Genomic DNA, 20,133 nt, shown 5'->3' on the forward strand with positions numbered 1-20,133 from the left:
TCTCAGCGCGGGTCGAGCACCGCCTGCGGTCCGCGCAGCATCAACTGACGGCCGATGATGACCCGCTGGATCTCGCTGGCGCCCTCCCATATCCGCTCGACGCGCAACTCGCGGAACATCCGCTCGGCGACGTTCTCGCGCATGTACCCGCGGCCGCCGAAGATCTGTACGGCGCGATCGGCCACCCGCCCGGCCATCTCCGAGCAGTACAGCTTGGCCATCGACGCCTGGCCGTGCAGCACCTTGCGGTCCAGCCCGGCGTCGATGCCGCGGGCCACCTCGTAGAGCAGGCTGCGCGCGGCGAACAGTTCGGTGGCGCTGTCGGCGAGCATGCCGGCCACCAGTTGGTGCTCGCCCAGGGGCTTGCCGTCGACGATCCGCTCGCGGGCGAAGGCGGTGGTCTCCTCCACCAGCCGCTGGGCGGCACCCACGCAGCGCGAGGCGACCATGATCCGCTCGAAGCGGAACCAGTCCTGGGTGAACGTCATGCCCTCACCCTCGGCACCCACCAGGTGCGTCGCCGGCACGCGCACGTCGGTGAAGGACACGATCGGGTGCTCGTCGGCGATGTTGTGCGAGTACTGCGGTGTGCGCACCACCTCTACGCCCGGGCTGGGCAGGTCGACCACCAGCAGCACGTGATCGCCGTCGTGTGCACCGCCGACCAACCGGGCCTGCACGAACACGTAGTCGGCGAGGTTGAACGAGGTGACGTGCCACTTCACTCCGTTGATGACGTAATCGCCACCGTCGCGGTGCGCGGTCGCCTCCAGGGCGGAGACGTCCGAGCCGGCGAATTCCTCGGTGATCGCGTAGGTCTCGTGCATCTCGCCGCGCACGGTCGGCTCCAGCCAGCGCTCACGCTGATAGTCGGTGGCCACCTCGACCCACCACTGCGGGGGCGTGTGCACCACCCAGGCCAGCGCGTTGGTGACCCGGCCGACCTGCTCCTGCACCAGAACCTGCTGCAGCGCAGTGAATCCCGGGCCGCCCACCGAGGCCGGCATGTTCGCCGCGTAGATCCCGAGCTCGATCGCGCGTTTGCGGTGGGCGTGGACCAGGTCGTCGGGCAGCTGCCCGCCGGCCAGTTCGGCCTCGACCTCGTGGGGGATCAGGGTCTCGACGAAATCGCGGGCGGTGTCGCGGATGCGGATGTCCTCTGCGGTCAACGCGTACATGGCCGTCCCGTCCATCTCTTGACTGAGTGTTCAGTCTATGTCACGGTCTGCAGGCATGACCAGTTCCCGTGCCGATGTGGTGGTGGTCGGCGGCGGCACGGTCGGGGCGTGGACGGCGGTGCAACTGGCCGAACGCGGCGCCGGACACGTGGTGCTGCTGGAGGCCAAGACCCTCGGATCGGGTGCCAGCGGCCGGGCGGCCGGGATGGTGCGTGCCCAGGGCGGCACCGCCACCGCGATCACCCTGGGCATGCGCACCCAGGAGTTCTACCGCTCCACCGCCGAGCGCTACCCGCTGGACTGCGGCTTCGTCGCGCAGGGCTACCTGATGCCCTGCTTCACCGAGGCCGAGGTCGCCCAGGCGCACGACCGCATCGCCCTGCAGCGCCGACTGGGGCTGAGCGTCGAATGGTGGACCGGTGCCGAACTGGACGCCCGCGACACCGGCCTGGCGGCGGGTGTCACCCTCGGCGGCTCGTATGCGCCCGGCGACGGCTACATCGACGCGTCGCGCAACGTGCTGGCCTACACCGCGGCGCTGACCGCGCTGGGTGTCGACGTGCGAGAGCGCACCGCGTTCACCGGTCTGCACCTCTCGGGCCGGCGCGTCACCGGGGTGCAGACCTCGGCAGGCCGGATCGACACCGAGCAGGTGGTGTTCACCGGCGGACCCACCCTCGCCGAGGTCGGCGCGGCGGCCGGCGGGCGGATCCCGGCCGGCGGCACCCGCCACCAGGTGGTGGTCACCGAGCGCGTGCCGTCCGTCGACGTCGACGCACTGCCGATGGTCTTCGACGTCGCCTCGGGAATCTATTGGCGCCCCGGGGGATTGGGCGGGCTGCTGTGGGGGATGAGCAACCCCGACGAGAAGCCCGGCGCGGCCCCGTGCTTCGACACCGAGTACTACCAGCGGGCGCGGGAGCGCATCGAGGTGCTGTATCCGGCGCTGCGCGGACTGGGGCTGCGGCGCACCTGGGCGGCCACCATCGACTACACCAACGACCATCTGCCGATCCTCGGACCGCTGATCGACGGCGACGGACCGCTGGAGGGCACGCTGGTGGCCAGCCCGGCGGGTCACGGCATGATGTGGGGTCCGGCGGTGTCCGAGGCGGCCACCGACCTGGTCCTGAAGAACGAGTGCGGCTGGCTCGACGTCGACGAGCTCGGACTGGACCGCTTCGATGCCCAGGGCCGAAGCCGGCTGGCCCCCGATCCGATCTCTCTGCCGTTTCCGGAAAACGTTGCCCAACAGCAGAAAGCAGGGATCACCACGTGAGCGAAGCCGTCACCACCCCCGTCCTGGCCGATGCGCTGAACGCCGAACTGGAGGACTGGGGCCCGCTGGCCGAGGCCACCGGCCACCCGATGGCGACCCACGGCGTCGAGCTGTGGGCCCAGGGCACGGCATCGGCCGGCATCTGGCAGTGCGCGCCCGGCCCCTCGCACTGGGTTCTGGACACCAACGAGGTGATCTACCTGGTGGCCGGCCGGATGACGGTGACGCCGGACGGCGGTCAGTCCACGGAGATCGGAGTGGGCGATGTCGCGGTCTTCCCGGTGGGCTGGTCGGGGACCTGGGAGATCCACGAGACCGTCCGCAAGGTCTATTCGATCTTCTGATCCCGCACGATCAGCAGTGCGTCCACTGCAAGCGCACCCGCGGGTGCGGCGATCACCGGATTGGCCTCGGCGGCGTCGATGATGTCGCCGAGTTCGGTTGCCAGTGCGGAAAATCCGACGACGGCATCCGCAAGCGCGTCGATGTCGACCGGTGGGTCGCCTCGCCATCCGGTGAGCAGCGGCGCGATGCGCAACGACCCCAGCAGGGATAGCGCGTCGGCCCGGACGAGGGGCGGGCAGGCGACGGCGCGATCGGCGAGCAACTCGACGTGGGTGCCGCCGGCGGCGACCACGACAAGGGGACCGAAATTGCCGTCGCGGACCACGCCGACGGAGACCTCCACGCCTGTCCCCGCCATGGCGTGCACGCTTACCTCGGGACCGAGACGGTCGGCCATCTCCCGATAGGCCGCGCTCAACGCCGCCGCGTCGGCGATGCCGAGCACCACCCCGCCCACGTCGCTTTTGTGCTGGACCCCAGCGGTCTTCAGAGCCACCGGATAGCCGACCTGGTCGGCAGCGGCGAGTGCCTCACGGAGATCACCGGCCACGGCGGAGGGGGCTACCGCGATGCCGTAATCGGCCAGGAGCGCGAATGCGTCGTGGGCGCTCCAGTCGGGTGCGCCCAGCCGCGCGGACCACCGCCGCCGGCGATCGACGTCCACGGTCGACGTGGTGCGGCCGACCGGTCTGGGCCACTCGGCCAGATGCCCCAGCGCGGCGATCCCGCTTCGCGCGTTCTCCAACACCGCAACGCCGCTGCCGCGTAGCCGCTGCGCGGTGGCGGTGTCGATGGCCGAGGACACCGACGCGAGCACCGCGATCGGTGCGTCGGTGCCGGCCGCGGCGTCGATGACGGCATCGGGATAGGCGGTGTCGCCGTCGAACTCGCTGACCAGGTCGACGGCCAGCGCGGTCACCGCGACGGCCGGATCGGCGACGATCGCCCTCAGACTGGTGGCGAACAGCGCCCGGGTGGCGGCACCGGTGCCCCACAGGTCCAGCGGATTGGCGGCGATCAGTCCCTCGTCGAGCAGATCGGTGAGGGCCGCCAGAGTGGTGTCGCCCAGTTCGGCGTACTCGACCCCCAGTTCGTGCGCGAGGTCGGCGCACAGCGCACGCTCGGCCCCGGAGTCATGGACGGTGGCGATACCGTGCGAACCGGTCCGCCGACGCCGCCCGGCCTCGAAAAGCTCGATGGTGTCGCAGAGTTCGGCCATGTCGCTCACCCGGACCGCCCCGGTCTGTGCACAGAAGGCCGCCCAGCCGAGGTCATCGCCGGCCAGTGCCCCGGAGTGCGCGGCCACCATCTGCTGGCCGCGCGGCGAGTGGCCGACCGCGAGGAGCACCACGGGCACGCCCTGTTCGGCGGCACGGTACAGGGCGGCGCGCAGCCTGCCCGCCGCTCTCGGGGTCTCCATCAGCAGCGCGATCAGGGTGGTTCCGGGGTCGTCGAGCGCGTAGTCGACGTAGTCGGCGGCGTCGGTGACCAGTTCCTGGCCGGAGGAGACCGCTAACCGGAACCCGAAGCCCCGGTTGGCGCGCAGCAGTGTGGAGAACGCCGACCCCGAGTGGGTGATCAGTGAAACCCCACCGGCGGCAAGGGGATCGGGTTCGAGGTAACCCAGCGCCCGCAGCCCGGTCACGTTGTTGACGAACCCCATACAGCCCGCGCCGCAGAGGGCCATCCCGGCACCCGCGGCCACGGCCGAGATCTCCTCCCGCAGGCCCGGGGTGTGCGCCGAGCCGAAGACGACCGCCCCGCGCGCGCCGGCGGTGGCCGCCGCCTGCAATTCGTCGCGCAACACCGCATCGGGTACGCCCAGCAGCACCAGATCGACCGGCTCGTCGAGGGCAGCCAGCGACGGCGCGCAGGCGACCCCGTCGATGTGGTCGTAGCGCGGGTTCACCAGATGCATCCGCGCGGAGCTGCGCCGGGCCTCGACGATCATCCGGGCCCCGAAGCTGTCGGGCCGGGCGCTGGCGCCGACCAGCGCCACCGACCGCGCGCCGAGCATCGCGTCCACCGCGGTGCCGCGGAGTCTGCCCCCGGGCGATCTCGGGGTCAGGAGCGCCTGCCCAGCGCCGAGAGCACCCTGCGGCTGCCTCGCTTCTTGTCGGCCAGCGCGGCCTTGGCGGCCTGCCAGCCGGGAATGCCGCACACCCCACCGCCGGCGTGGGTGGCCGAGCTGCCGTTGTACAGCCCGGCGATCGGGGTGCGGTAGTCGGCGAACCCCGGCGCGGGCCGCATGTGGAAGAGCTGCTCGAGGGACAGCTCGCCGTGGAAGATGTTGCCGCCGATCAAGCCATACTCCACCTCCATGTGGTGGGGACCGACGATGTCGCGGTGCAGGATCGAGCCCTTGAAGCCGGGCGCCACCTCGTCGTAGAGGTCGATCATCCGATCAGCGTAGGCCTCAAGCTCCTCGGTGTGCGGCTCCTCGGCCCAGTCGGCCGGCACCCACTGGGTGAACAGCGACATGTTGTGGGTTCCATCGGGATTGAGCGTCTTGTCCAGCGTGGTGGGGATGGTGCCGTCGCTGAAGGGAGCGCGTGCCGGGCGCCCGGCCCTCGCGTCCTGGAAGGCGGCCTCGATGTACTCCATCGTGGGGGCCATCTCGACCGACCCGGTGTGATGCTCGGCCTGGCCGTGGCTGGGATCGGCGGTGAAGTTCGGCAACTCGCCGAGCGCGAGGTTGATCTTGACCACCCCGCTGCGGGTCTTCCAGCGTTCGATGTCGCTCACGAAATCCTCGGGTAGCTCGTTACGGGCGATCTGGTCGAGGAAAGCCGTCCGCGGGTGCAGCGTGGTGACCACCACCGGCGCGTGGATCTCGTCGCCGTTCTCCAGCACGACACCCTGGACCCGGCCGTTGCGGGTGAGCACCCGGGAAACCCTTGCGCGGGTGCGGATCTCGGCTCCGAAGCCGCGCGCTGAACGGGCGATCGCCTCGGAGACCGCTCCCATGCCGCCCTCGGGGTAGCCCCAGCTGCCCATCTGGCCGTCACCGACGTCACCGATCGAGTGGTGTGCCATCACGTAGGCGGTGCCCGGCTCGTACGGCCCGGCCCACGTGCCGATCACGCCGTTGACCGCCAGCGCGCCTTTGATCTGGGGCGACTCGAACCAGTCGTCGAGAAGGTCGGCGACGCTCATGGTGAGCAGTCGGGTGACGTCGCCGGTGCTGCGGACTGTGATGTCGCGCTTGCTCCACGCGAGCTTGGCCAGCTCGGCCAGATCCGAGGGACGCCGGGAGCCGATCTTCGGCGGCACCTGCGTCAGCAGGGGCCCGAGGAAATCGCCGAGTCCCTGCATCCAGGCGTTCCACTTGGGCCAGGTGTCGGCATCCTTCTTCGACCAGCGGGCCAGTTGCGCGTGCGTGCGGGCGGGGTCGTCCTCGTAGATGATCAGCGACCCGCCCTCGGGGAAGGCCTGATAGTAGGGACCCATCGGGTGCACCTTGTAGCCGTGGCGCCCCAGATCCAGATCACGCACGATCGTCGGGGGCATCAGGCTCATCACGTAGGACAGCCGCGTCACCCGCAGGTGCGGCGCCTCCTCCCACGGCGCTTCGGTGGTGGCCGCCCCGCCGAGCGATCCGCGCGCCTCCAGCACCACGGTGCGCGCCCCGGAGCGGGCGAGGTAGGCCGCCGCCACTAAACCGTTGTGGCCGCCGCCGACGACGACCGCGTCATAGGACTGCAACGAATCGGACATGGGCGTCCCGCTTCCGGTCGCGTGAGGTGTCTTGACTGACTGTTCAATCTAACCAAGATGTTAGGGTTTGGGGCAAGAGCAGATCGGCCGCGGCGAGGGGAGTGAGGACATGGCGGACCCGGCGCTGGCGACGGAAAGCAACGAGGTGCGACGGCGCCAGATGCTGCGCGCGGCGGCCGAACTGATCTGCGAGCGCGGGTTCGCCGACACCCGCATCGCCGACGTCGCCAAACGGGCCGGGGTCAGCTCAGCGCTGGTGATCTACTACTTCGGCACCCGCGACAAGCTACTCGTCGATGCGCTGCGCTACTCCGAGGAGTCCTTCTACGAGGCCGCCGAGCGCACCCTGGCCGACGTCTCCTCCCTGCGCGAGCGGCTGTCGCTGCTGATCGAGTGGACCTGCATCCCGCCCGCCAAGGACGACGGCATCCCCGGCGAGTGGGGTCTGTGGTTCGACCTGTGGGCGTTGGCGTTCCGGCACGAGGAGGTCCGCGCCGACCGGGTCGAACGAGACGGCCGGTGGCGCCGAATGATCGTCGAGGCGCTGGAATCCGCCGACGTCGCCGGCGGGGTGGACGCGCGGATGTTCGCGCTGGAGTTCGCGGCGCTGCTCGACGGCCTGTCGATCCAGGTCGCCCTGGAGGACCCCGAGGTGGACGCGGCGCTGGCCTACGACATCGCGATGCGATTCGCCGAACGCGAACTCGACCTGCCCCCGGAGAAGTCCGGCAGCCGCCTCGCCCGCCGGGCGGGCCGCGGCCGCTAACGGCTGAGCAGGATCAGCCGGCTCAGCCGCCGGCCGCGCTGCGGTGCAGCACGCGCACCGCGTCCGGCGAGCACACGCAGCGCACCGCCATCCCGTCGCGCAGGTCCACCGACGCCGGCCCGGCGAGGTTGGGCACGTCGACCACGAGCGGCTCGCTTTCGCCGACGTCGACGTGCACCTGGGTGGAGGCGCCGAGGAACACCACCGCCGCGACGGTTCCGGGAACGCCGTTGAGCCCGTCGGGAACCGGCTCGGCGGGATCGAGCAGGGTGATCCGCTCCGGACGGATGACGATGGCGGCCGGTCCGGGTGCGACCACGCCGTCCACCGCCGCGCGCAACTGCGCGGAGAGCGCCGCGCACAGCGCGGTCCCGTCGGCCGCGTGCAGCACCTCGGCGTCGAAGATGTTGGCCGCGCCCAGAAAGCTCGCGACGTAGGTCGTCGCCGGCGCGGAGTAGATCTGCTCGGGCGGCCCGATCTGCTCGACCCGCCCCTCGGCGAGCACGGCGATCTGGTCGCTCATCGTCAGCGCCTCCTCCTGGTCGTGGGTCACATAGACGAAGGTGATCCCGACCTCGCGCTGGACGGCACGCAACTCGTGCTGTAACTGCTTGCGCAGCTTGGCGTCCAGCGCCCCCAGGGGTTCGTCGAGCAGGAGCACCCGGGGCTGTAGCACCAGAGCGCGGGCCAGCGCGACGCGCTGCTGCTGGCCACCGGAGAGCTGACCCGGCCGGCGCTTGGCGAAGCCGCCCATCTGGACCAGTTCCAGCGCGGCGCCGACCCGGCGGGTGGTCTCCGAGCGGTCGGTCTTCTGGTAGCGCAGGCCGAACGCGACGTTGTCCCAGACGGTCATGAACGGGAACAGCGCGTAGGACTGGAACACCGTGTTGACCGGGCGGCGGTGCGGCGGGTCGTCGACGATGTCGCGCCCGTCGAGTTCGATGGTGCCGGCGTCGGGTTGCTCGAACCCGGCGATCATCCGCAGCGTCGTGGTCTTGCCGCAGCCCGACGCGCCCAGCAGGGTGTAGAACCGGCCGGCCGGGATGTCCAGGTCGATCCCGGTGACGACGGGCACCCCGCCGAAGGACTTGACCAGCCCGCGCAGCCGGATCGCGCCGCCGCTCACCGGCCCGCCTCGCGGCGCGCGGTCAGCCGTCGACGGCGGCGGCCAGTCGGGCGAAGTTGCGCGCGAAGCGTTCGACGTCGGACTCGTCGTGCTGGACCGAGAGCAGCCATTGCTCTACTTTGCCCCAAGGCGGCAGGAAAACGCCGCCGTTGTGCTGCATCAGCCAGTGCAGATGGCCCAGCCGGTCGTCGATCTGCAGGAAGTCGCGAAACTCGCACACCGGCTGGGCGCGGAAGGTCACGCAGCCCTTGGCCCCCACGGTGACCACATGCCAGCCGTGGCCGTGGCGGGCGATCGTGTCGTCCAGCTGTGCGCGCAGCAGCCCGGTCAGCCGGCCCAGCCGCTCGTAGGCCGCCGGGGTGAGCACCTCGGTCAGCGTCGCACGGGTGGCGGCCATCGCCAGGGGATTGCCGTTGAAGGTGCCCACCTGCTCGTAGCGGCCCTCGGCGATCGCCGACATCACCGCGACCGTGCCGCCGATCGCGGCGACCGATATCCCCCCGCCCAGAGCCTTTGCCAGACAGACGATGTCGGGTGTCACGCCGGTCAACCCCGTCACCCCGGACGGTCCGGTGGTGAATCCGGTCTTGACCTCGTCGAAGATCAGCAGCGCACCCTCGCGGTGGACCAGATCGCGCAGCGCCGCCAGATAACCCTCGGCGGGCGGGATGATCCCGGCGTTCATCATCACCGGCTCGAGGATCATCGCCGCGACCCGGCCGCGGTGCTCGGCCAGTGCGCGTGCCACCGCCTCAACGTCGTTGAACGGGACCACCACGACCAGGTCGCGGATCGCGGCCGGGATGCCGCTGTTGCCGGGCACCCGGTTGGGCCGCGCGCGCGGGCCGACCTCGTCGGCCTCCGGCAGCACCGAGACCTCCACGGAGTCGTGGTGGCCGTGGTAGCAGCCCTCCACCTTGATGATCAGGTCGCGCCCGGTCACCGAACGGGCCAGGTGCACCGCGTCCATGGTGGCCTCGGTGCCGGAGTTGGCGAACCGCCACAGCGGCAGCCCGAAGCGGCGGCCGAGTTCGGCAGCGACCCAGATCGCGTCCTCGGTGGGCTGGGCGAAGTGCGTGCCGCGGCGGACCTGGCGGCTGATCGCCTCGACGATCGCGGGGTGCGCGTGGCCGGCGATGGAGGCGCCGTAGCCGCCGTGCATGTCCACGTACTCGGTGCCGTCGACGTCATAGACTTTTGAGCCCGCCCCGTGGCTCATCCACACCGCCTGGGGTTCGGCGATCTGCCAGTTCGACGTCGCGCCCCCGGCCAGATAGTGGCTGGCCCGTTCGATCAGCGCGGTGCTGCGCGGCTGGCGGCGCAGGAAGAGATCCTCTTCGGCGGCGATCAGTGCGGCGAGTGCGTCCTCGTCCGGTTCCTGTTCCAGGCTGATGACGGCTGACGACGTCACGGGGGACCTCCGCTCGGCTGTCCGGGCCGGTTGGACCGACCGGCGGACAGCTATTGACTGACTGTTCAGTTTAGATCGGAAACCAATTCCCGGCAAGGAACCGGCCGATGGGGGATCATTGGGGGATGGATACGCCCTGGACCGATCGATCACCCCAGCGACCGACCCGCCGGCAATTTCTGCAGCGGGCCGCGCTGCTGGCTGCCGGCCCCCCGGCCCTGGCCGCCGCTCTGAGCGCGTGCGCCAAGGGCGGACCGCCCTCGGCCGCGCCGAGCCTGACCGTCGCCGCACCCGACAAGCCGGTCACCTGGGACATCCCCGCGGACAACCAGCCGATCGCCGCCGGGCTGTCCCCGGAGAAGGGCGCGACCCTGCAGCTCTACACCTATGCCGACTACATCTCCCCGGACGCGGTCAAGGCCTTTGAGGAGCAGTACGACACCACCGTTCAGGTGTCGACGTTCAACGACGTCGACGAGGCGATCACCAAGATCCGCGGCGGCAACGTCGCCTTCGACCTCTACTTCCCCAGCTACGACCAGATCGGCCGGCTGGTCACCGGTGGCCTGGCGCGGCCGCTCAACCACAGCTACATCCCCAACATCACCAACGTCTGGCCGGTGTTCAGCGATCCGTGGTACGACCGGCAGTGGCGCTATACGGTGCCCTACACCGTCTACACCACCGGGGTGGGCTGGCGGGCCGACCAGATTCCGGCCGACATCGCGACACTGCCCAATCCTTATGCCTCACTCTGGGATTCGGCGTATGCGAACAAGACGGCCGTCATCGACGATTGGCACACCGCGATGTCGATGGTGCTGCTGAAGATGGGTGTCGGCGATGTCAACACCCCTTCGGCGGAGGATCTCAAGGCGCTCGGCGAGCAACTCAGCGCGCTGTCGGCCGCCACCTCGCCCAAGGTCACCATCGCGATGTACAACGAGTTGCCCGCCGGGCAGATCTCGCTGTCGCAGATGTGGTCCGGCGACATCATCAACGCGCAGAGCTACCTGCCGGAGGGCACCGGGGTGGAGGTGCTGCGTTACTGGTTCCCCTCCGATGGCAAGGGCTTGGTCGACAACGACTTCATGATCCTGCTGCGCAGCGGCAAGAACCCGGTGCTGGCGCACCTGTTCGTCAATTACATGCTCGAACCAGAGGTCGCCAAACAGAACTTCACCCAGATCGGCTACCAGCCCCCGCAGGTGTCGCTGAACCCCGACTCCCTCGTCGCCGACGGTTTCATCCCGGAGAACCTGCGCACCGCGGTGGTCCGCCCGGAGTACTTCGACGCCGGCTACCGCCTGCTGGAACTCGACGCCACCAACGACGCGGCGTGGCGAAACATCTGGCGGGCCTTCAAAGCCGGGGGGTCGTGAGGCGGTGAGCCGGCAGGCGGCCGTCCCGCGCGCCGGTGCGCTGTGGCCCGCGCTGGCCGCCCCGGGGGTGCTGTGGCTGCTGGTGTTCCTCGTCGGCCCGGTCTACGTGGTGCTGGCCATCGTCTTCGGCGCCACCGACCCGATCTTCCGGACAGCCGTGCCGGTGTGGAACCCGCTGCACTGGGATCCGACCCAGTTCAACTACGTGCTCAGCCGCATCGCCGGACCCGACGGCGTCTACGGCCCGGCGCTGCTGCGCACCGGGCTGTTCGTCGTGACGGCGAGCCTGTTGTGTCTGCTGATCGCCTTCCCGGTCGCCTACTACACGGCCCGGCTGTCCGGGAAGTGGAAGGGGCTGCTGCTGGTCGCGATCATCGCGCCGTTCTGGATCAGCTACATGATGCGGATGCTGGCGTGGGTGAACCTGCTTCAGGACGACGGGCTGGTCAACAGGGTGCTCAGCCTCGGCGGTGTGTTCGACGTCGGCGTGCAGTGGCTGACCGGCCAGCCGGTTGTCGTGGTGCTCGGTCTGGTCTACGGCTACGTGGCCTACATGATCCTGCCGCTGTACGCCGGCCTGGACCGGCTGCCCCAGTCGACCCTGGAGGCGGCACGCGACCTGGGCGCCGGCCGCTTCGCGTCGTTCTGGCGGGTGACCCTGCCGATGTGCCGGCCCACCATCGTCGCCGCGGTGCTGCTGACCTGCCTGCCGATGCTGGGTGACTACTTCACCGCCGACATGCTGTCGGCCTCGCCGAACACCACGATGGTGGGCAACCTGATCAACGACAGCGTGCAGTCGCCGGGACAGACCGGTCAGGCTGGCGCCTTCGTGCTGCTTGTGCTGCTGGTCACCGTGCTGCCGATGTTCTACTACGTGCGGGTGACCTCGCGCGGTGATGAGGTCAGGACATGAGGCGACTGACGGGGTGGTGGAACGACCCGTGGCGCCCGCCCCGCTTCCTGATCGCGGTCACCCTGGGCTACCTGGTGTGGTCGCTGCTGCCGGTGCTGATAGCGGTGCTGTTCTCGTTCAACGACGGACGATCGCGAACGACCCTGCAGGGCTTGTCTTTTCGGTGGTACTGGGGAGATCAGACGCGGTCGGTGTGGCACGACGGCACCCTGCACAACGCTCTGCTACAGACCTTCAAGCTTGGCTTGATCGCCACGGCGATCACCGTTCCGCTGGGTGTGATGTTCGCGATCGGCATAGACCGCTGGCGCGGCCGGCTGCCCTCGGGGATGAACCTGCTGATGCTGGTGTCCTTCGTGATTCCCGAAGTGCTGCTGGCGGTTTCGCTGCTGTTCGTGTTCACCTCGCTGGCCCTGCCGATCGTGCTGGGTACCTCCGCGCAGGTGATCGGCCTGGTCACCTTCCAGATCGCCTACCCCGCGGTGCTGGTGCGGGCCCGGCTGGCGACGCTGGGCAACCAGTACGAGGAGGCGGCCCGGGACCTCGGCGCGTCATCGATCGGTGCGTTGCGCCGGGTCACCCTGCCGATGCTGTTACCGGCGGTGTTCGCCAGCACCGTGCTGGTCTTCGCCGATGTTGTCGACGACTTCGTCCTGGTGCGCTACCTGTCCGGCGACGCGTCCACCGAGCCGGTGTCGGTGAAGATCTACAACACCGCCCGTGCGGCGCCCACGCCCGCGCTCAATGCGCTGGCCACCCTGCTGCTGGTGGCCACCCTGCTGGCGGTCGGCGTGGGCTACCTCATCTACCGGCGTATGACCCGCGGCGACCGGACCGTCTCGGGTGGGATCGCGGCGTTCGCCGGGGAGGGCTGAGCCGGTCGGGTGCTGGACCGGCACGGCGGCGGCGACTAATCTGACTGTATGGTCAAACAAGCAGCGCCGGCCCCGATACCCGCTGACGAACTGGCCGCCGCATTGGCCCCTTTCGGACGGTCCCGGATGCTGCCGCGCGCGGCCTACGTCGATCCCGAAGTGTTCGCCTGGGAGCGGGACAACATCTTCGCCGGGTGGCACTGTGTGGGCCACTCCGAGGACCTCGCCGGCGTGGGGGCCCAGCGCGCGGTGGGCTCGGGCGCCAACGGCGTGCTGCTGGTGCGCGACGAGGACGGTGCGGTGCACGCGTTCGCCAACGTCTGCCGGCACCGCGGTCATGAACTGCTGCCGTGCGGCGCGGCCACCAAGGCCCGCGGCATTGTCTGCCCCTATCACTCCTGGTCCTTCCGGCTCAACGGCCAGCTGCGCAAGGCGCCCGGCTTCGACTCGGTGGACGGCTTCGTGCCGGAGGAGTTCGGGTTGGTCGAGCTGCGCCTGAAGGACTGGCACGGGTGGCTCTTCGTCGACCCCAGCGGCACCGACGTCGACTTCGCCGACCACATCGCCGGCACCGAGGAGATCGTCCGGCCCTACCGGCCCGAGGACCTCACCGTCTTGGCGCGGCACTCCTACGAGATCGCGGCCAACTGGAAGGTCATCGCGGAGAACTACCAGGAGTGCTACCACTGCGCGGCGATCCACCCCGAGCTGTCCCGGATCAGCCCGCCGGACAGCGGCGCCAACCTCGATCTGGCCGGGGACTGGATGGGCGGGTCGATGACGATGATCGACAGCGCCGAAACGATGTCGCTGACCGGGCGCAGCGGCGGCGTGGCCATCGCCGGGCTGTCCGCCGAGGAGCTGCGCTCGGTGATGTATCTGGTCGGGTTCCCCAACCTGCTGGTGAGTCTGCACCCCGACTACGTGATGACGCACCGGATGACGCCGCTGGCGGTCGATCGCACCTTCGTCGAGTGCGCCTGGGCGTTCCCCCGGGAGGCGGTGGACGCGCCGGGCTTCGACCCCTCCTACGCGGTGGACTTCTGGGACCTGACCAATCGGCAGGACTGGGCGGCCTGCGAATCGGTGCAGCGCGGCCTGAGTTCGCCGCATGCCCGGCCCGGCCCGCTCGCCCCCGAGGAGGACGGCGTCTACCAGTTCGTCACCCGGGTGGCGCGGGCCTACGCCGGCGGATCCGCGCCCTGACCGTCGCCGTCGAGTTGCTCGAGCGCGCGGGCGGTCAGTTCACGCCCGACGCCGATCACCTCAGCGGCGCGGTGGAAGTCCAGACTCCGACAGGCTGAGCGCGGCACCGCGATGAGCAGATCCGGCGGATAGGCGGCGAGCTGGTGGCGGGCCAGCGCGCTCTGGGCGATGTCGATGGTCCGGTTCATCACCGCGAAGCTGCCGAGTTTGGGGATCGGCTCCTCGTCGGCATCGACCGGCTCGACGGCGGTGCCGAGGCGGCTCAAGAGGTCAGAAGTACCGCGCAGCAATCGATTCAGCCGCTCCCGGGTCGCTGTGGCACCCGGACCGGCCGATTCGCCGGAGCTGTCGTCATCCGATCCGGACAGGCTGACCGCGATCGTCAGGTCGGCGTTGACCGCGGCGATCGGCGCCATCGGCAGCGGGTCGAGGATGCCGCCGTCGGCGAGCAACCGGCCGTCGTGGACGTGCGGGGCGATGACACCGGGGATGGCGATCGAGGCGCGGATCGCCTCGTCGACCGGACCGCGCTGCAGCCACACCGACTTACCCGCCAGCAGGTCGGTCGCCACCGCGGTGAACGGGATCGGCAACGCCTCGATGGTGACGCCGCCGAGCATGTCGCGCACGGTGTCGAGGATCCGCCCGGCGCGCAGCACACCTGCTGCCGAGATCGACGGGTCCAGCAGGCGCAGCACCGCGCGCTGAGTCAGCGTGGTCGCCCATTCGGCGAACTCCTCCAGCGACCCCGCGGCGTGCAGGCCGCCGACCAGTGCGCCCATCGACGACCCGGCGATGCCCACCACGTCGTAGCCGCGGGCGCGCAGTTCCTCGATCACCCCGATGTGGGCGTAGCCGCGCGCCCCACCGCTGCCGAGTGCCAGCGCTACCCGGGTGGCCATCAGATTTCCTTCGCCCTGATTTGAAGGCCGGCGCGCTCAGCAGCCGCCGTCGGCGGCGGCGCGCACCGCGATGATGACCGCCGCCTGCTGCGCGGAACTCAGCGCGCCCCAGGGCTGTCCGAAGGTCCCGGGTCCGCTGGCGCCCCCGGCCTGGGCTTCCTTGAGGAAGGGCTCGACCAGATCGTGCGGATTGCCGCCCTTGTCGTCCATCCATGCCCGCGCGGCCATGCAGGCCTGCGCATATTGCTCCTCGGTGGACTCCGCCGGGGTGTTGACCCGGGTCGTCACCCCGGCCGGTGACAGTCCGACGGGTTGTTCGCCGGAGGCGTCCCCGGCCGACTCCGCGGCCTGCTGCCCCGGCGGCGCGGGCGCCTCGCCGGATCGTGACGAGCATCCCGGCGTGACCCAGGCGCCCGCCAGACACAGTCCGACGACGAGCAGCGGACGGATTCGAGAGCGCGGCATGGGTGTCAATCTATGCAACACTGCCCGGGTGACGGAGCACCTCCGGTTCGGCGCGTGTTGCCGGGTCTGACCGACCCGACCGCCCTGCCCACTGATCGATCCGGAGTTCCGAAAGTGCCACCCCCTGTCATTCCCGCCGTTCGCGCCGTCCCCGCCGTTCCCGCGGTGTCCGCGCCCACCCGGCTGCGACTGCCCGACCTGTTGCACATCACCGACCGGTTCGCCGACGAGGTTCTCTCCGGCCGCTTCGCCGAACTGCTGCCCCCCGGCGGACTTCCGGCTGACGCCCGCTGGTTCACCCGGCTGCACTCCGACGACGAACTGGACGTGTGGCTGATCAGTTGGAAGCCCGGCCTGACCACCGAATTACACGACCACGGCGGGTCGCTGGGTGCGCTGACCGTCATCAGCGGGGAGTTGCGCGAGCACCGCTGGGACGGACACCGGATGAGGTCGCGCCGGCTGGACGCCGGTGACCAGGCGGCGTTCCCGCTGGGCTGGGTGCACGACGTGGCGGGTGACGCGCTGAGCGTGCACGCCTACTCGCCGCCGCTGACGGTGATGTCCTACTACGCGGTGCGCGACGGGAATCGTTTGCACCGCACCCGCACCGAGCTGACCGGGCACGCCTCCGGGGAGCCGGGGGCGTGACAAGCCGCGTCGACCGCGCGCTGGAGCGCGCCCGGTCACGCTGTCGCCGACTGGTCCCCGGCGAGGTCCCCGCCGCGCTGCGCCGCGGCGCGGTGCTCGTCGACATCCGTCCCGCCGCGCAGCGGGCGGCCGAGGGCGAGGTGCCCGGGGCCGTGGTGATCGAGCGCAACGTGCTGGAGTGGCGCTGCGACCCGACCAGCCCGGCCCGCCTGCCGCAGGCGCGCAGCGAGGACGTCGAGTGGGTGCTGCTGTGCTCGCAGGGCTTCGCCTCCAGCCTCGCCGCGGCGGCGTTGGTCGACCTCGGGTTGCACCGGGCCGCCGACGTGGTCGGCGGTTACCAGGCGCTGGCGCAGACCCGCGTGCTGGCGGAGTTGGCGGTGGCCACTCCGGTCACTGGGCGTAGTCCTGCGTGACGCGCGAGCGCAGCACCTCGGTCTTCTCCGGCGTCCATTCCGGTGGGCGCAGGACCGCCGCCCACGCGTTGACGACGTCTTTGACGTAGCGGTGCCCGTGTCCGTCGGGCACGCCGACGGCGACCGCCATGTCCGCGGAGACCTGCAGGAAGGTCACCAGCGGGATCCAGTACATGTCGCTGGACACGTCGTAGCCGCGCGGTTCGCGCAGCCAGTCGGGCTTGGTGAAGAGCAGATCGGGATTCCACCACGCGATCGGGTCCGAGGCGTGCTGCAGGTAGGCGATCCGGGGTGCGCCCCACGGCGCGTCCGGGCGGCCGAGGTTGTCCGCGCGGGCGGCGAAGCGGACGTTGGCGCCGTCGTCGAAGATCGGCAGCCACTCCGGCGAGCCGGGATCGCGGTTGAGGGTGATGTCGTCGCGCATCGTGTTGTTGAAGGTCGGGCCGGAGAACAGGGCGCCGTCGGTGCGGGCGATGATGTTGTTCGGACTCAGGAACGGCGCCTCACCGCCGAACGAGCCCAGACTCTCACCGAACACCACGATCTTGGGCCGCTGGGCCTCGGGCAGGGCCCGCACTTTCGCGTCGACCGCCTCGAACAGCGCCTGCCCGGCCTGGCGGGCGTTCTCCTTGTCGACCAGGAAGCTCAGCCAGCTGGGCAGAAACGAGTACTGCATGCTCACGATCGCGGTGTCGCCGTTGTACATGTACTCCAGCGAGTCGGCTTCGGCGGCGTTGATCCACCCCGTGCCGGTGGTGGTCGCCACCGCGATCACCTTGCGGTCCAGCCCGCCGGCGCGTTCCAGTTCCCGGGCGGCCAACTCGGCGGTGGCCCGAATCCCCTTGGCGGAGTTCAGCCCGGCGTAGGCCCGGATCGGCTCGGCCGCCGGGGCTTTGTTGAACTCGCTGAGCTGCTGCACGGTGGGCCCGCCCCGGATGAAGATGCGGCCCTGGTGGCCCAGTGACTCCCAGGACGCCAGCGAACCGGGTCCGCCGGACCGCAGCGCGGTGGTGGGGGGCGGCTGATTGGGGTCGAGCTCGTCGTTGACATTGGAGAAGGTCTTGTTCAGAAAACTCATGGTGCCGCGCACCACCACGCCGTTGAGGATGGCGATGTTCAGTGCGAGCAGCAGTCCGACCACCACGACGAACGAAACCCGCGGTGGCGCAACGCGGTTGAGCAGGCCAACCAGGAAGCCCACCAGCCGGCCGAAGAGCTGACCGATCTCCACCACGGCGAAGAGCACAACAACCGACAGCGCGGCGGCAAGCAGGTAGTCGTGCCACTGCAGCCGGGGTACACCCATCAGGTCGCGAACCTGGTTCTGCCAGTAGTGGAAATAGAAGATCCCCAGCGCCAGCGCGACGGCGAAGACGACCACAAGGATCCGCCAGGCCCACTTCGGCGCGGCCGGACTCGACGGCCGGGATTGCATGAAGCGCACCAGCCACACCCCGAACACCCCGAGCGCGTACCCGAGCGCCCCGGCGAAACCACTGACGATGCCCTGGAACAGCGGGCCGCGGGGCAGCAGCGACGGCGTCATCGACAGCAGCAGGAAGACCATGCCGACCGCGGTGCCGGTGAAGGTGTAACGACGCTGCCACCAGTCGCGCGTGACGGGCGCCGCCTCATCAGCGCCGTCAGGGGCGTCGGGGATCGTGGCTGTGCTCACGCGTTAGCACCTTAGCGGTGGGTGAAATCCGGCGTCCGCTTCTCGATGAAGGCCGCCATCCCCTCGGTCTGGTCATCGGTGGCGAACGCCGAGTGGAACAGCCGGCGTTCGTAGAGCAGCCCCTCGGCCAGCGTCGACTCGAACGCGCGGTTGACGGCCTCCTTGGCCATCCGGGACGCCGGTCGCGACATCTGCGCGATCGTCGCCGCCACGGCGTGCGCCTCCTCGAGCAGTGCGTCGGCCGGAACCACCCGCGACACCAGGCCGCTGCGCTCGGCCTCGGCGGCATCCATCATGCGCCCGGTGAGCACCATGTCCATCGCCTTGGCCTTGCCGATCGCCCGGGTCAGCCGCTGCGAGCCGCCCATCCCGGGAAGCACGCCGAGCTTGATCTCCGGCTGGCCGAACTTCGCTGTGTCGGCGGCGATCAGCACGTCGCAGATCATCGCCAGCTCGCATCCCCCGCCCAGGGCGTATCCGGCGACCGCGGCGATCAGCGGGGTGCGCACCGCGGCGAGCGCGCTCCACGCGCCGAACAGGTCGGACTCGAACACCTCGGCGTAGGACAGCGTGGCCATCTCCTTGATGTCCGCGCCGGCGGCGAACGCCTTGGCCGAACCGGTGATGACGATCGCCCCGACACCGGGGTCGTCATCGAGTTCGGCGGCCGCCGCGGTCACCTCGGCCATCACCTGGGTGTTGAGCGCGTTGAGCGCGTCGGGGCGGTTGAGCGTGATGGTGGCCACCCGCCCGGACCGGTCCACCACGATGGTCTGGTAACTCACATGTCCTCCTCGAAACTCAGATCCGGGTCGGCCGGCCCGAAGTAGTGCTCAACATCCTGCTCGCTGACCGCCGACAGCGACGCCGGTTGCCAGCGCGGCGTGCGGTCCTTGTCCACGATCTGGGCGCGGATGCCCTCGACCAGGTCGTGCGAGCGCGACGAGGCGCAGGACACCCGGTACTCCTGGACGAGTGCCTCCTGCAGGCTGTGCAGATCCGCGGCCCGGCGGATCGAGGCCAGCGCGACGCTCAACGCGATCGGGGAGCGGGTGGCGATCAGGGTGGCGGCGTCCTGCGCCGGCCCCTCGCCGCGGCCGCGCAGCGCGGCGAGGATCTCGGAGACGCTCGGGCCGGCGTAGCAGTCGTCGATCCAGTCGCGCTGGGCGGCGAGCTGACTCGGCGGCGGCGGCTGGGCGTGCGCCGCCACCGCCGCGCCGACGCCGTCGCGCGCGAGTGCTGCGCCGAACGCGGGCAGATCGGCGGCATGGACGAAGTGGTCGGCGAAACCCATCGCGATCGCGTCGGCACCGGAGAACGGCGCGCCGGTCAGCGCCGCGTGCAGCCCCAGCCGCCCCGGGGCCCGGGCGAGCAGGTAGGTGCCGCCGACGTCGGGGATGAAGCCGATGCCGACCTCGGGCATCGCGATCTTGGAGTTCTCAGTGACCACCCGCACGCTGCCGTGCGCGCTGATGCCCACGCCGCCGCCCATCACGATGCCGTCCATCAGCGCGACGTAGGGCTTGGGGAACCGGGCGATGCGATCGTTGAGCCGGTACTCGTCGAACCAGAACGCGCGCGCCTCGGCCCCGCCCGCGTCCTTGGCGCTGAGGTAGATGGCCATCACGTCGCCGCCGGCGCACAGCCCCCGTTCCCCGGCCCCGGAGACCACCACCGCCCGCACGTCGTCGTCACGGGCCCAGGTCGTCAGGGTCCGGTCCATCGCGGTGACCATGCCGTGGCTCAGCGAGTTGATCGCCTGCGGCCGGTTGAGGGTGAGGTACCCGACCCCGCCGTCGACGCGGCTCAGGAGCTCGTCGGCCATC

19 protein-coding genes are annotated in these 20,133 nt (G+C 70.3%); 9 read left to right on the forward strand and 10 right to left on the reverse strand.

Annotation, left to right across the window (positions count from 1 at the left end):
• Nucleotides 1–2: 2 nt before the first annotated feature.
• Complete coding sequence (locus ACKOB8_RS08680) at nucleotides 3–1,193, reverse strand: acyl-CoA dehydrogenase family protein (protein WP_526376807.1); 1,191 nt, start codon at nucleotides 1,191–1,193, stop codon at nucleotides 3–5.
• 40 nt (nucleotides 1,194–1,233) lie between these two features.
• On the opposite strand from ACKOB8_RS08680, the gene ACKOB8_RS08685 reads away from it, so the two are divergent.
• Both ACKOB8_RS08685 and ACKOB8_RS08690 read left to right on the forward strand, forming a co-directional pair.
• Complete coding sequence (locus ACKOB8_RS08685; RefSeq protein ID WP_526376808.1) at nucleotides 1,234–2,457, forward strand: NAD(P)/FAD-dependent oxidoreductase; 1,224 nt, start codon at nucleotides 1,234–1,236, stop codon at nucleotides 2,455–2,457.
• Entirely contained in the window at nucleotides 2,454–2,801 is a 348-nt protein-coding gene (locus tag ACKOB8_RS08690) for a cupin domain-containing protein (protein ID WP_526376809.1), read from the forward strand. Before ACKOB8_RS08685 ends, ACKOB8_RS08690 begins: the two co-directional genes overlap by 4 nt.
• Here the strand turns inward: ACKOB8_RS08690 and ACKOB8_RS08695 are convergent.
• Entirely contained in the window at nucleotides 2,786–4,819 is a 2,034-nt protein-coding gene (locus tag ACKOB8_RS08695; protein ID WP_526376829.1) for an acetate--CoA ligase family protein, read from the reverse strand. The two genes, ACKOB8_RS08690 and ACKOB8_RS08695, sit on opposite strands and share 16 nt — an antisense overlap.
• A gap of 47 nt (nucleotides 4,820–4,866) precedes the next feature.
• Nucleotides 4,867–6,519, reverse strand: coding sequence for a phytoene desaturase family protein (locus ACKOB8_RS08700; protein ID WP_526376810.1), 1,653 nt, complete (start codon nucleotides 6,517–6,519; stop codon nucleotides 4,867–4,869).
• A gap of 109 nt (nucleotides 6,520–6,628) precedes the next feature.
• On the opposite strand from ACKOB8_RS08700, the gene ACKOB8_RS08705 reads away from it, so the two are divergent.
• Nucleotides 6,629–7,285 carry a TetR/AcrR family transcriptional regulator gene (locus tag ACKOB8_RS08705; protein ID WP_526376811.1) on the forward strand — a complete coding sequence of 219 codons (657 nt, stop codon included), beginning with the start codon at nucleotides 6,629–6,631 and terminating at the stop codon, nucleotides 7,283–7,285.
• A gap of 22 nt (nucleotides 7,286–7,307) precedes the next feature.
• Here ACKOB8_RS08705 and ACKOB8_RS08710 read toward each other — a convergent pair whose 3' ends face one another.
• Nucleotides 7,308–8,411 carry an ABC transporter ATP-binding protein gene (locus tag ACKOB8_RS08710; protein ID WP_526376812.1) on the reverse strand — a complete coding sequence of 368 codons (1,104 nt, stop codon included), beginning with the start codon at nucleotides 8,409–8,411 and terminating at the stop codon, nucleotides 7,308–7,310.
• A gap of 22 nt (nucleotides 8,412–8,433) precedes the next feature.
• Complete coding sequence (locus ACKOB8_RS08715; RefSeq protein ID WP_526376813.1) at nucleotides 8,434–9,822, reverse strand: aspartate aminotransferase family protein; 1,389 nt, start codon at nucleotides 9,820–9,822, stop codon at nucleotides 8,434–8,436.
• Between the two features lie 125 nt (nucleotides 9,823–9,947).
• Here ACKOB8_RS08715 and ACKOB8_RS08720 point away from each other — a divergent pair, with 125 nt between their 5' ends.
• The 4 genes from ACKOB8_RS08720 to ACKOB8_RS08735 are packed head-to-tail and all read left to right on the forward strand — an operon-like array spanning nucleotide 9,948 to nucleotide 14,201.
• On the forward strand, nucleotides 9,948–11,204 hold the full coding sequence (locus ACKOB8_RS08720; protein WP_526376814.1) for a polyamine ABC transporter substrate-binding protein: 1,257 nt from the start codon (nucleotides 9,948–9,950) through the stop codon (nucleotides 11,202–11,204).
• Between the two features lie 4 nt (nucleotides 11,205–11,208).
• The gene (locus ACKOB8_RS08725; RefSeq protein ID WP_526376815.1) at nucleotides 11,209–12,120 is read left to right on the forward strand and encodes an ABC transporter permease; all 912 of its coding nucleotides are present in this window, start codon (nucleotides 11,209–11,211) and stop codon (nucleotides 12,118–12,120) included.
• Nucleotides 12,117–12,995 (forward strand): ABC transporter permease, encoded by an 879-nt coding sequence (locus tag ACKOB8_RS08730; protein ID WP_526376816.1) that lies wholly within the window; start codon nucleotides 12,117–12,119, stop codon nucleotides 12,993–12,995. Before ACKOB8_RS08725 ends, ACKOB8_RS08730 begins: the two co-directional genes overlap by 4 nt.
• Before the next feature lie 48 nt (nucleotides 12,996–13,043).
• Nucleotides 13,044–14,201 (forward strand): aromatic ring-hydroxylating oxygenase subunit alpha, encoded by a 1,158-nt coding sequence (locus ACKOB8_RS08735; RefSeq protein ID WP_526376817.1) that lies wholly within the window; start codon nucleotides 13,044–13,046, stop codon nucleotides 14,199–14,201.
• Here ACKOB8_RS08735 and ACKOB8_RS08740 read toward each other — a convergent pair.
• Together ACKOB8_RS08740 and lpqV are read right to left on the reverse strand one after the other, a co-directional pair.
• Nucleotides 14,177–15,103, reverse strand: coding sequence for a patatin-like phospholipase family protein (locus tag ACKOB8_RS08740; protein WP_526376818.1), 927 nt, complete (start codon nucleotides 15,101–15,103; stop codon nucleotides 14,177–14,179). The genes ACKOB8_RS08735 and ACKOB8_RS08740 overlap by 25 nt on opposite strands.
• A 36-nt stretch (nucleotides 15,104–15,139) precedes the next feature.
• Entirely contained in the window at nucleotides 15,140–15,568 is a 429-nt protein-coding gene (lpqV, locus tag ACKOB8_RS08745; RefSeq protein WP_526376819.1) for a lipoprotein LpqV, read from the reverse strand.
• A 165-nt stretch (nucleotides 15,569–15,733) separates the two neighbouring features.
• Between lpqV and ACKOB8_RS08750 the strand changes: the two genes are divergently transcribed.
• Together ACKOB8_RS08750 and ACKOB8_RS08755 are read left to right on the forward strand one after the other, a co-directional pair.
• Entirely contained in the window at nucleotides 15,734–16,219 is a 486-nt protein-coding gene (locus tag ACKOB8_RS08750) for a cysteine dioxygenase (protein WP_526376820.1), read from the forward strand.
• Complete coding sequence (locus ACKOB8_RS08755; RefSeq protein ID WP_526376821.1) at nucleotides 16,216–16,632, forward strand: rhodanese-like domain-containing protein; 417 nt, start codon at nucleotides 16,216–16,218, stop codon at nucleotides 16,630–16,632. The genes ACKOB8_RS08750 and ACKOB8_RS08755 overlap by 4 nt, the downstream gene beginning before the upstream one ends.
• Here the strand turns inward: ACKOB8_RS08755 and ACKOB8_RS08760 are convergent.
• Genes ACKOB8_RS08760 through ACKOB8_RS08770 form a run of 3 tightly spaced genes read right to left on the reverse strand, consistent with a single transcriptional unit; the run spans nucleotide 16,610 to nucleotide 20,132 of the window.
• Nucleotides 16,610–18,307, reverse strand: coding sequence for an alpha/beta hydrolase (locus tag ACKOB8_RS08760; protein ID WP_526376822.1), 1,698 nt, complete (start codon nucleotides 18,305–18,307; stop codon nucleotides 16,610–16,612). The genes ACKOB8_RS08755 and ACKOB8_RS08760 overlap by 23 nt on opposite strands.
• Before the next feature lie 11 nt (nucleotides 18,308–18,318).
• A complete protein-coding gene (locus tag ACKOB8_RS08765; protein WP_526376823.1) occupies nucleotides 18,319–19,092 on the reverse strand; it encodes an enoyl-CoA hydratase in 774 nt (257 codons plus the stop codon).
• Nucleotides 19,089–20,132: a 3-hydroxyisobutyryl-CoA hydrolase gene (locus tag ACKOB8_RS08770; protein WP_526376824.1), complete on the reverse strand. Its 1,044-nt coding sequence runs from the start codon at nucleotides 20,130–20,132 to the stop codon at nucleotides 19,089–19,091. The genes ACKOB8_RS08765 and ACKOB8_RS08770 overlap by 4 nt, the downstream gene beginning before the upstream one ends.
• Nucleotide 20,133: the final 1 nt, after the last annotated feature.

The sequence above is a fragment of the Mycobacterium sp. genome, assembly GCF_046091765.1.
Taxonomy (GTDB): Bacteria; Actinomycetota; Actinomycetes; order Mycobacteriales; family Mycobacteriaceae; genus Mycobacterium.

What these genes read in the sequence shown, in the direction of transcription:
- ACKOB8_RS08680 (WP_526376807.1), bottom strand. Translation starts at nt 1,193, where the DNA reads ATGGACGGGACGGCCATGTACGCGTTGACCGCAGAGGACATCCGCATC.
- ACKOB8_RS08685 (WP_526376808.1), top strand. Translation starts at nt 1,234, where the DNA reads ATGACCAGTTCCCGTGCCGATGTGGTGGTGGTCGGCGGCGGCACGGTC.
- ACKOB8_RS08695 (WP_526376829.1), bottom strand. Translation starts at nt 4,819, where the DNA reads ATGCTCGGCGCGCGGTCGGTGGCGCTGGTCGGCGCCAGCGCCCGGCCC.
- ACKOB8_RS08700 (WP_526376810.1), bottom strand. Translation starts at nt 6,519, where the DNA reads ATGTCCGATTCGTTGCAGTCCTATGACGCGGTCGTCGTCGGCGGCGGC.
- ACKOB8_RS08705 (WP_526376811.1), top strand. Translation starts at nt 6,629, where the DNA reads ATGGCGGACCCGGCGCTGGCGACGGAAAGCAACGAGGTGCGACGGCGC.
- ACKOB8_RS08720 (WP_526376814.1), top strand. Translation starts at nt 9,948, where the DNA reads ATGGATACGCCCTGGACCGATCGATCACCCCAGCGACCGACCCGCCGG.
- ACKOB8_RS08730 (WP_526376816.1), top strand. Translation starts at nt 12,117, where the DNA reads ATGAGGCGACTGACGGGGTGGTGGAACGACCCGTGGCGCCCGCCCCGC.
- ACKOB8_RS08735 (WP_526376817.1), top strand. Translation starts at nt 13,044, where the DNA reads ATGGTCAAACAAGCAGCGCCGGCCCCGATACCCGCTGACGAACTGGCC.
- ACKOB8_RS08740 (WP_526376818.1), bottom strand. Translation starts at nt 15,103, where the DNA reads ATGGCCACCCGGGTAGCGCTGGCACTCGGCAGCGGTGGGGCGCGCGGC.
- lpqV (WP_526376819.1), bottom strand. Translation starts at nt 15,568, where the DNA reads ATGCCGCGCTCTCGAATCCGTCCGCTGCTCGTCGTCGGACTGTGTCTG.
- ACKOB8_RS08770 (WP_526376824.1), bottom strand. Translation starts at nt 20,132, where the DNA reads ATGGCCGACGAGCTCCTGAGCCGCGTCGACGGCGGGGTCGGGTACCTC.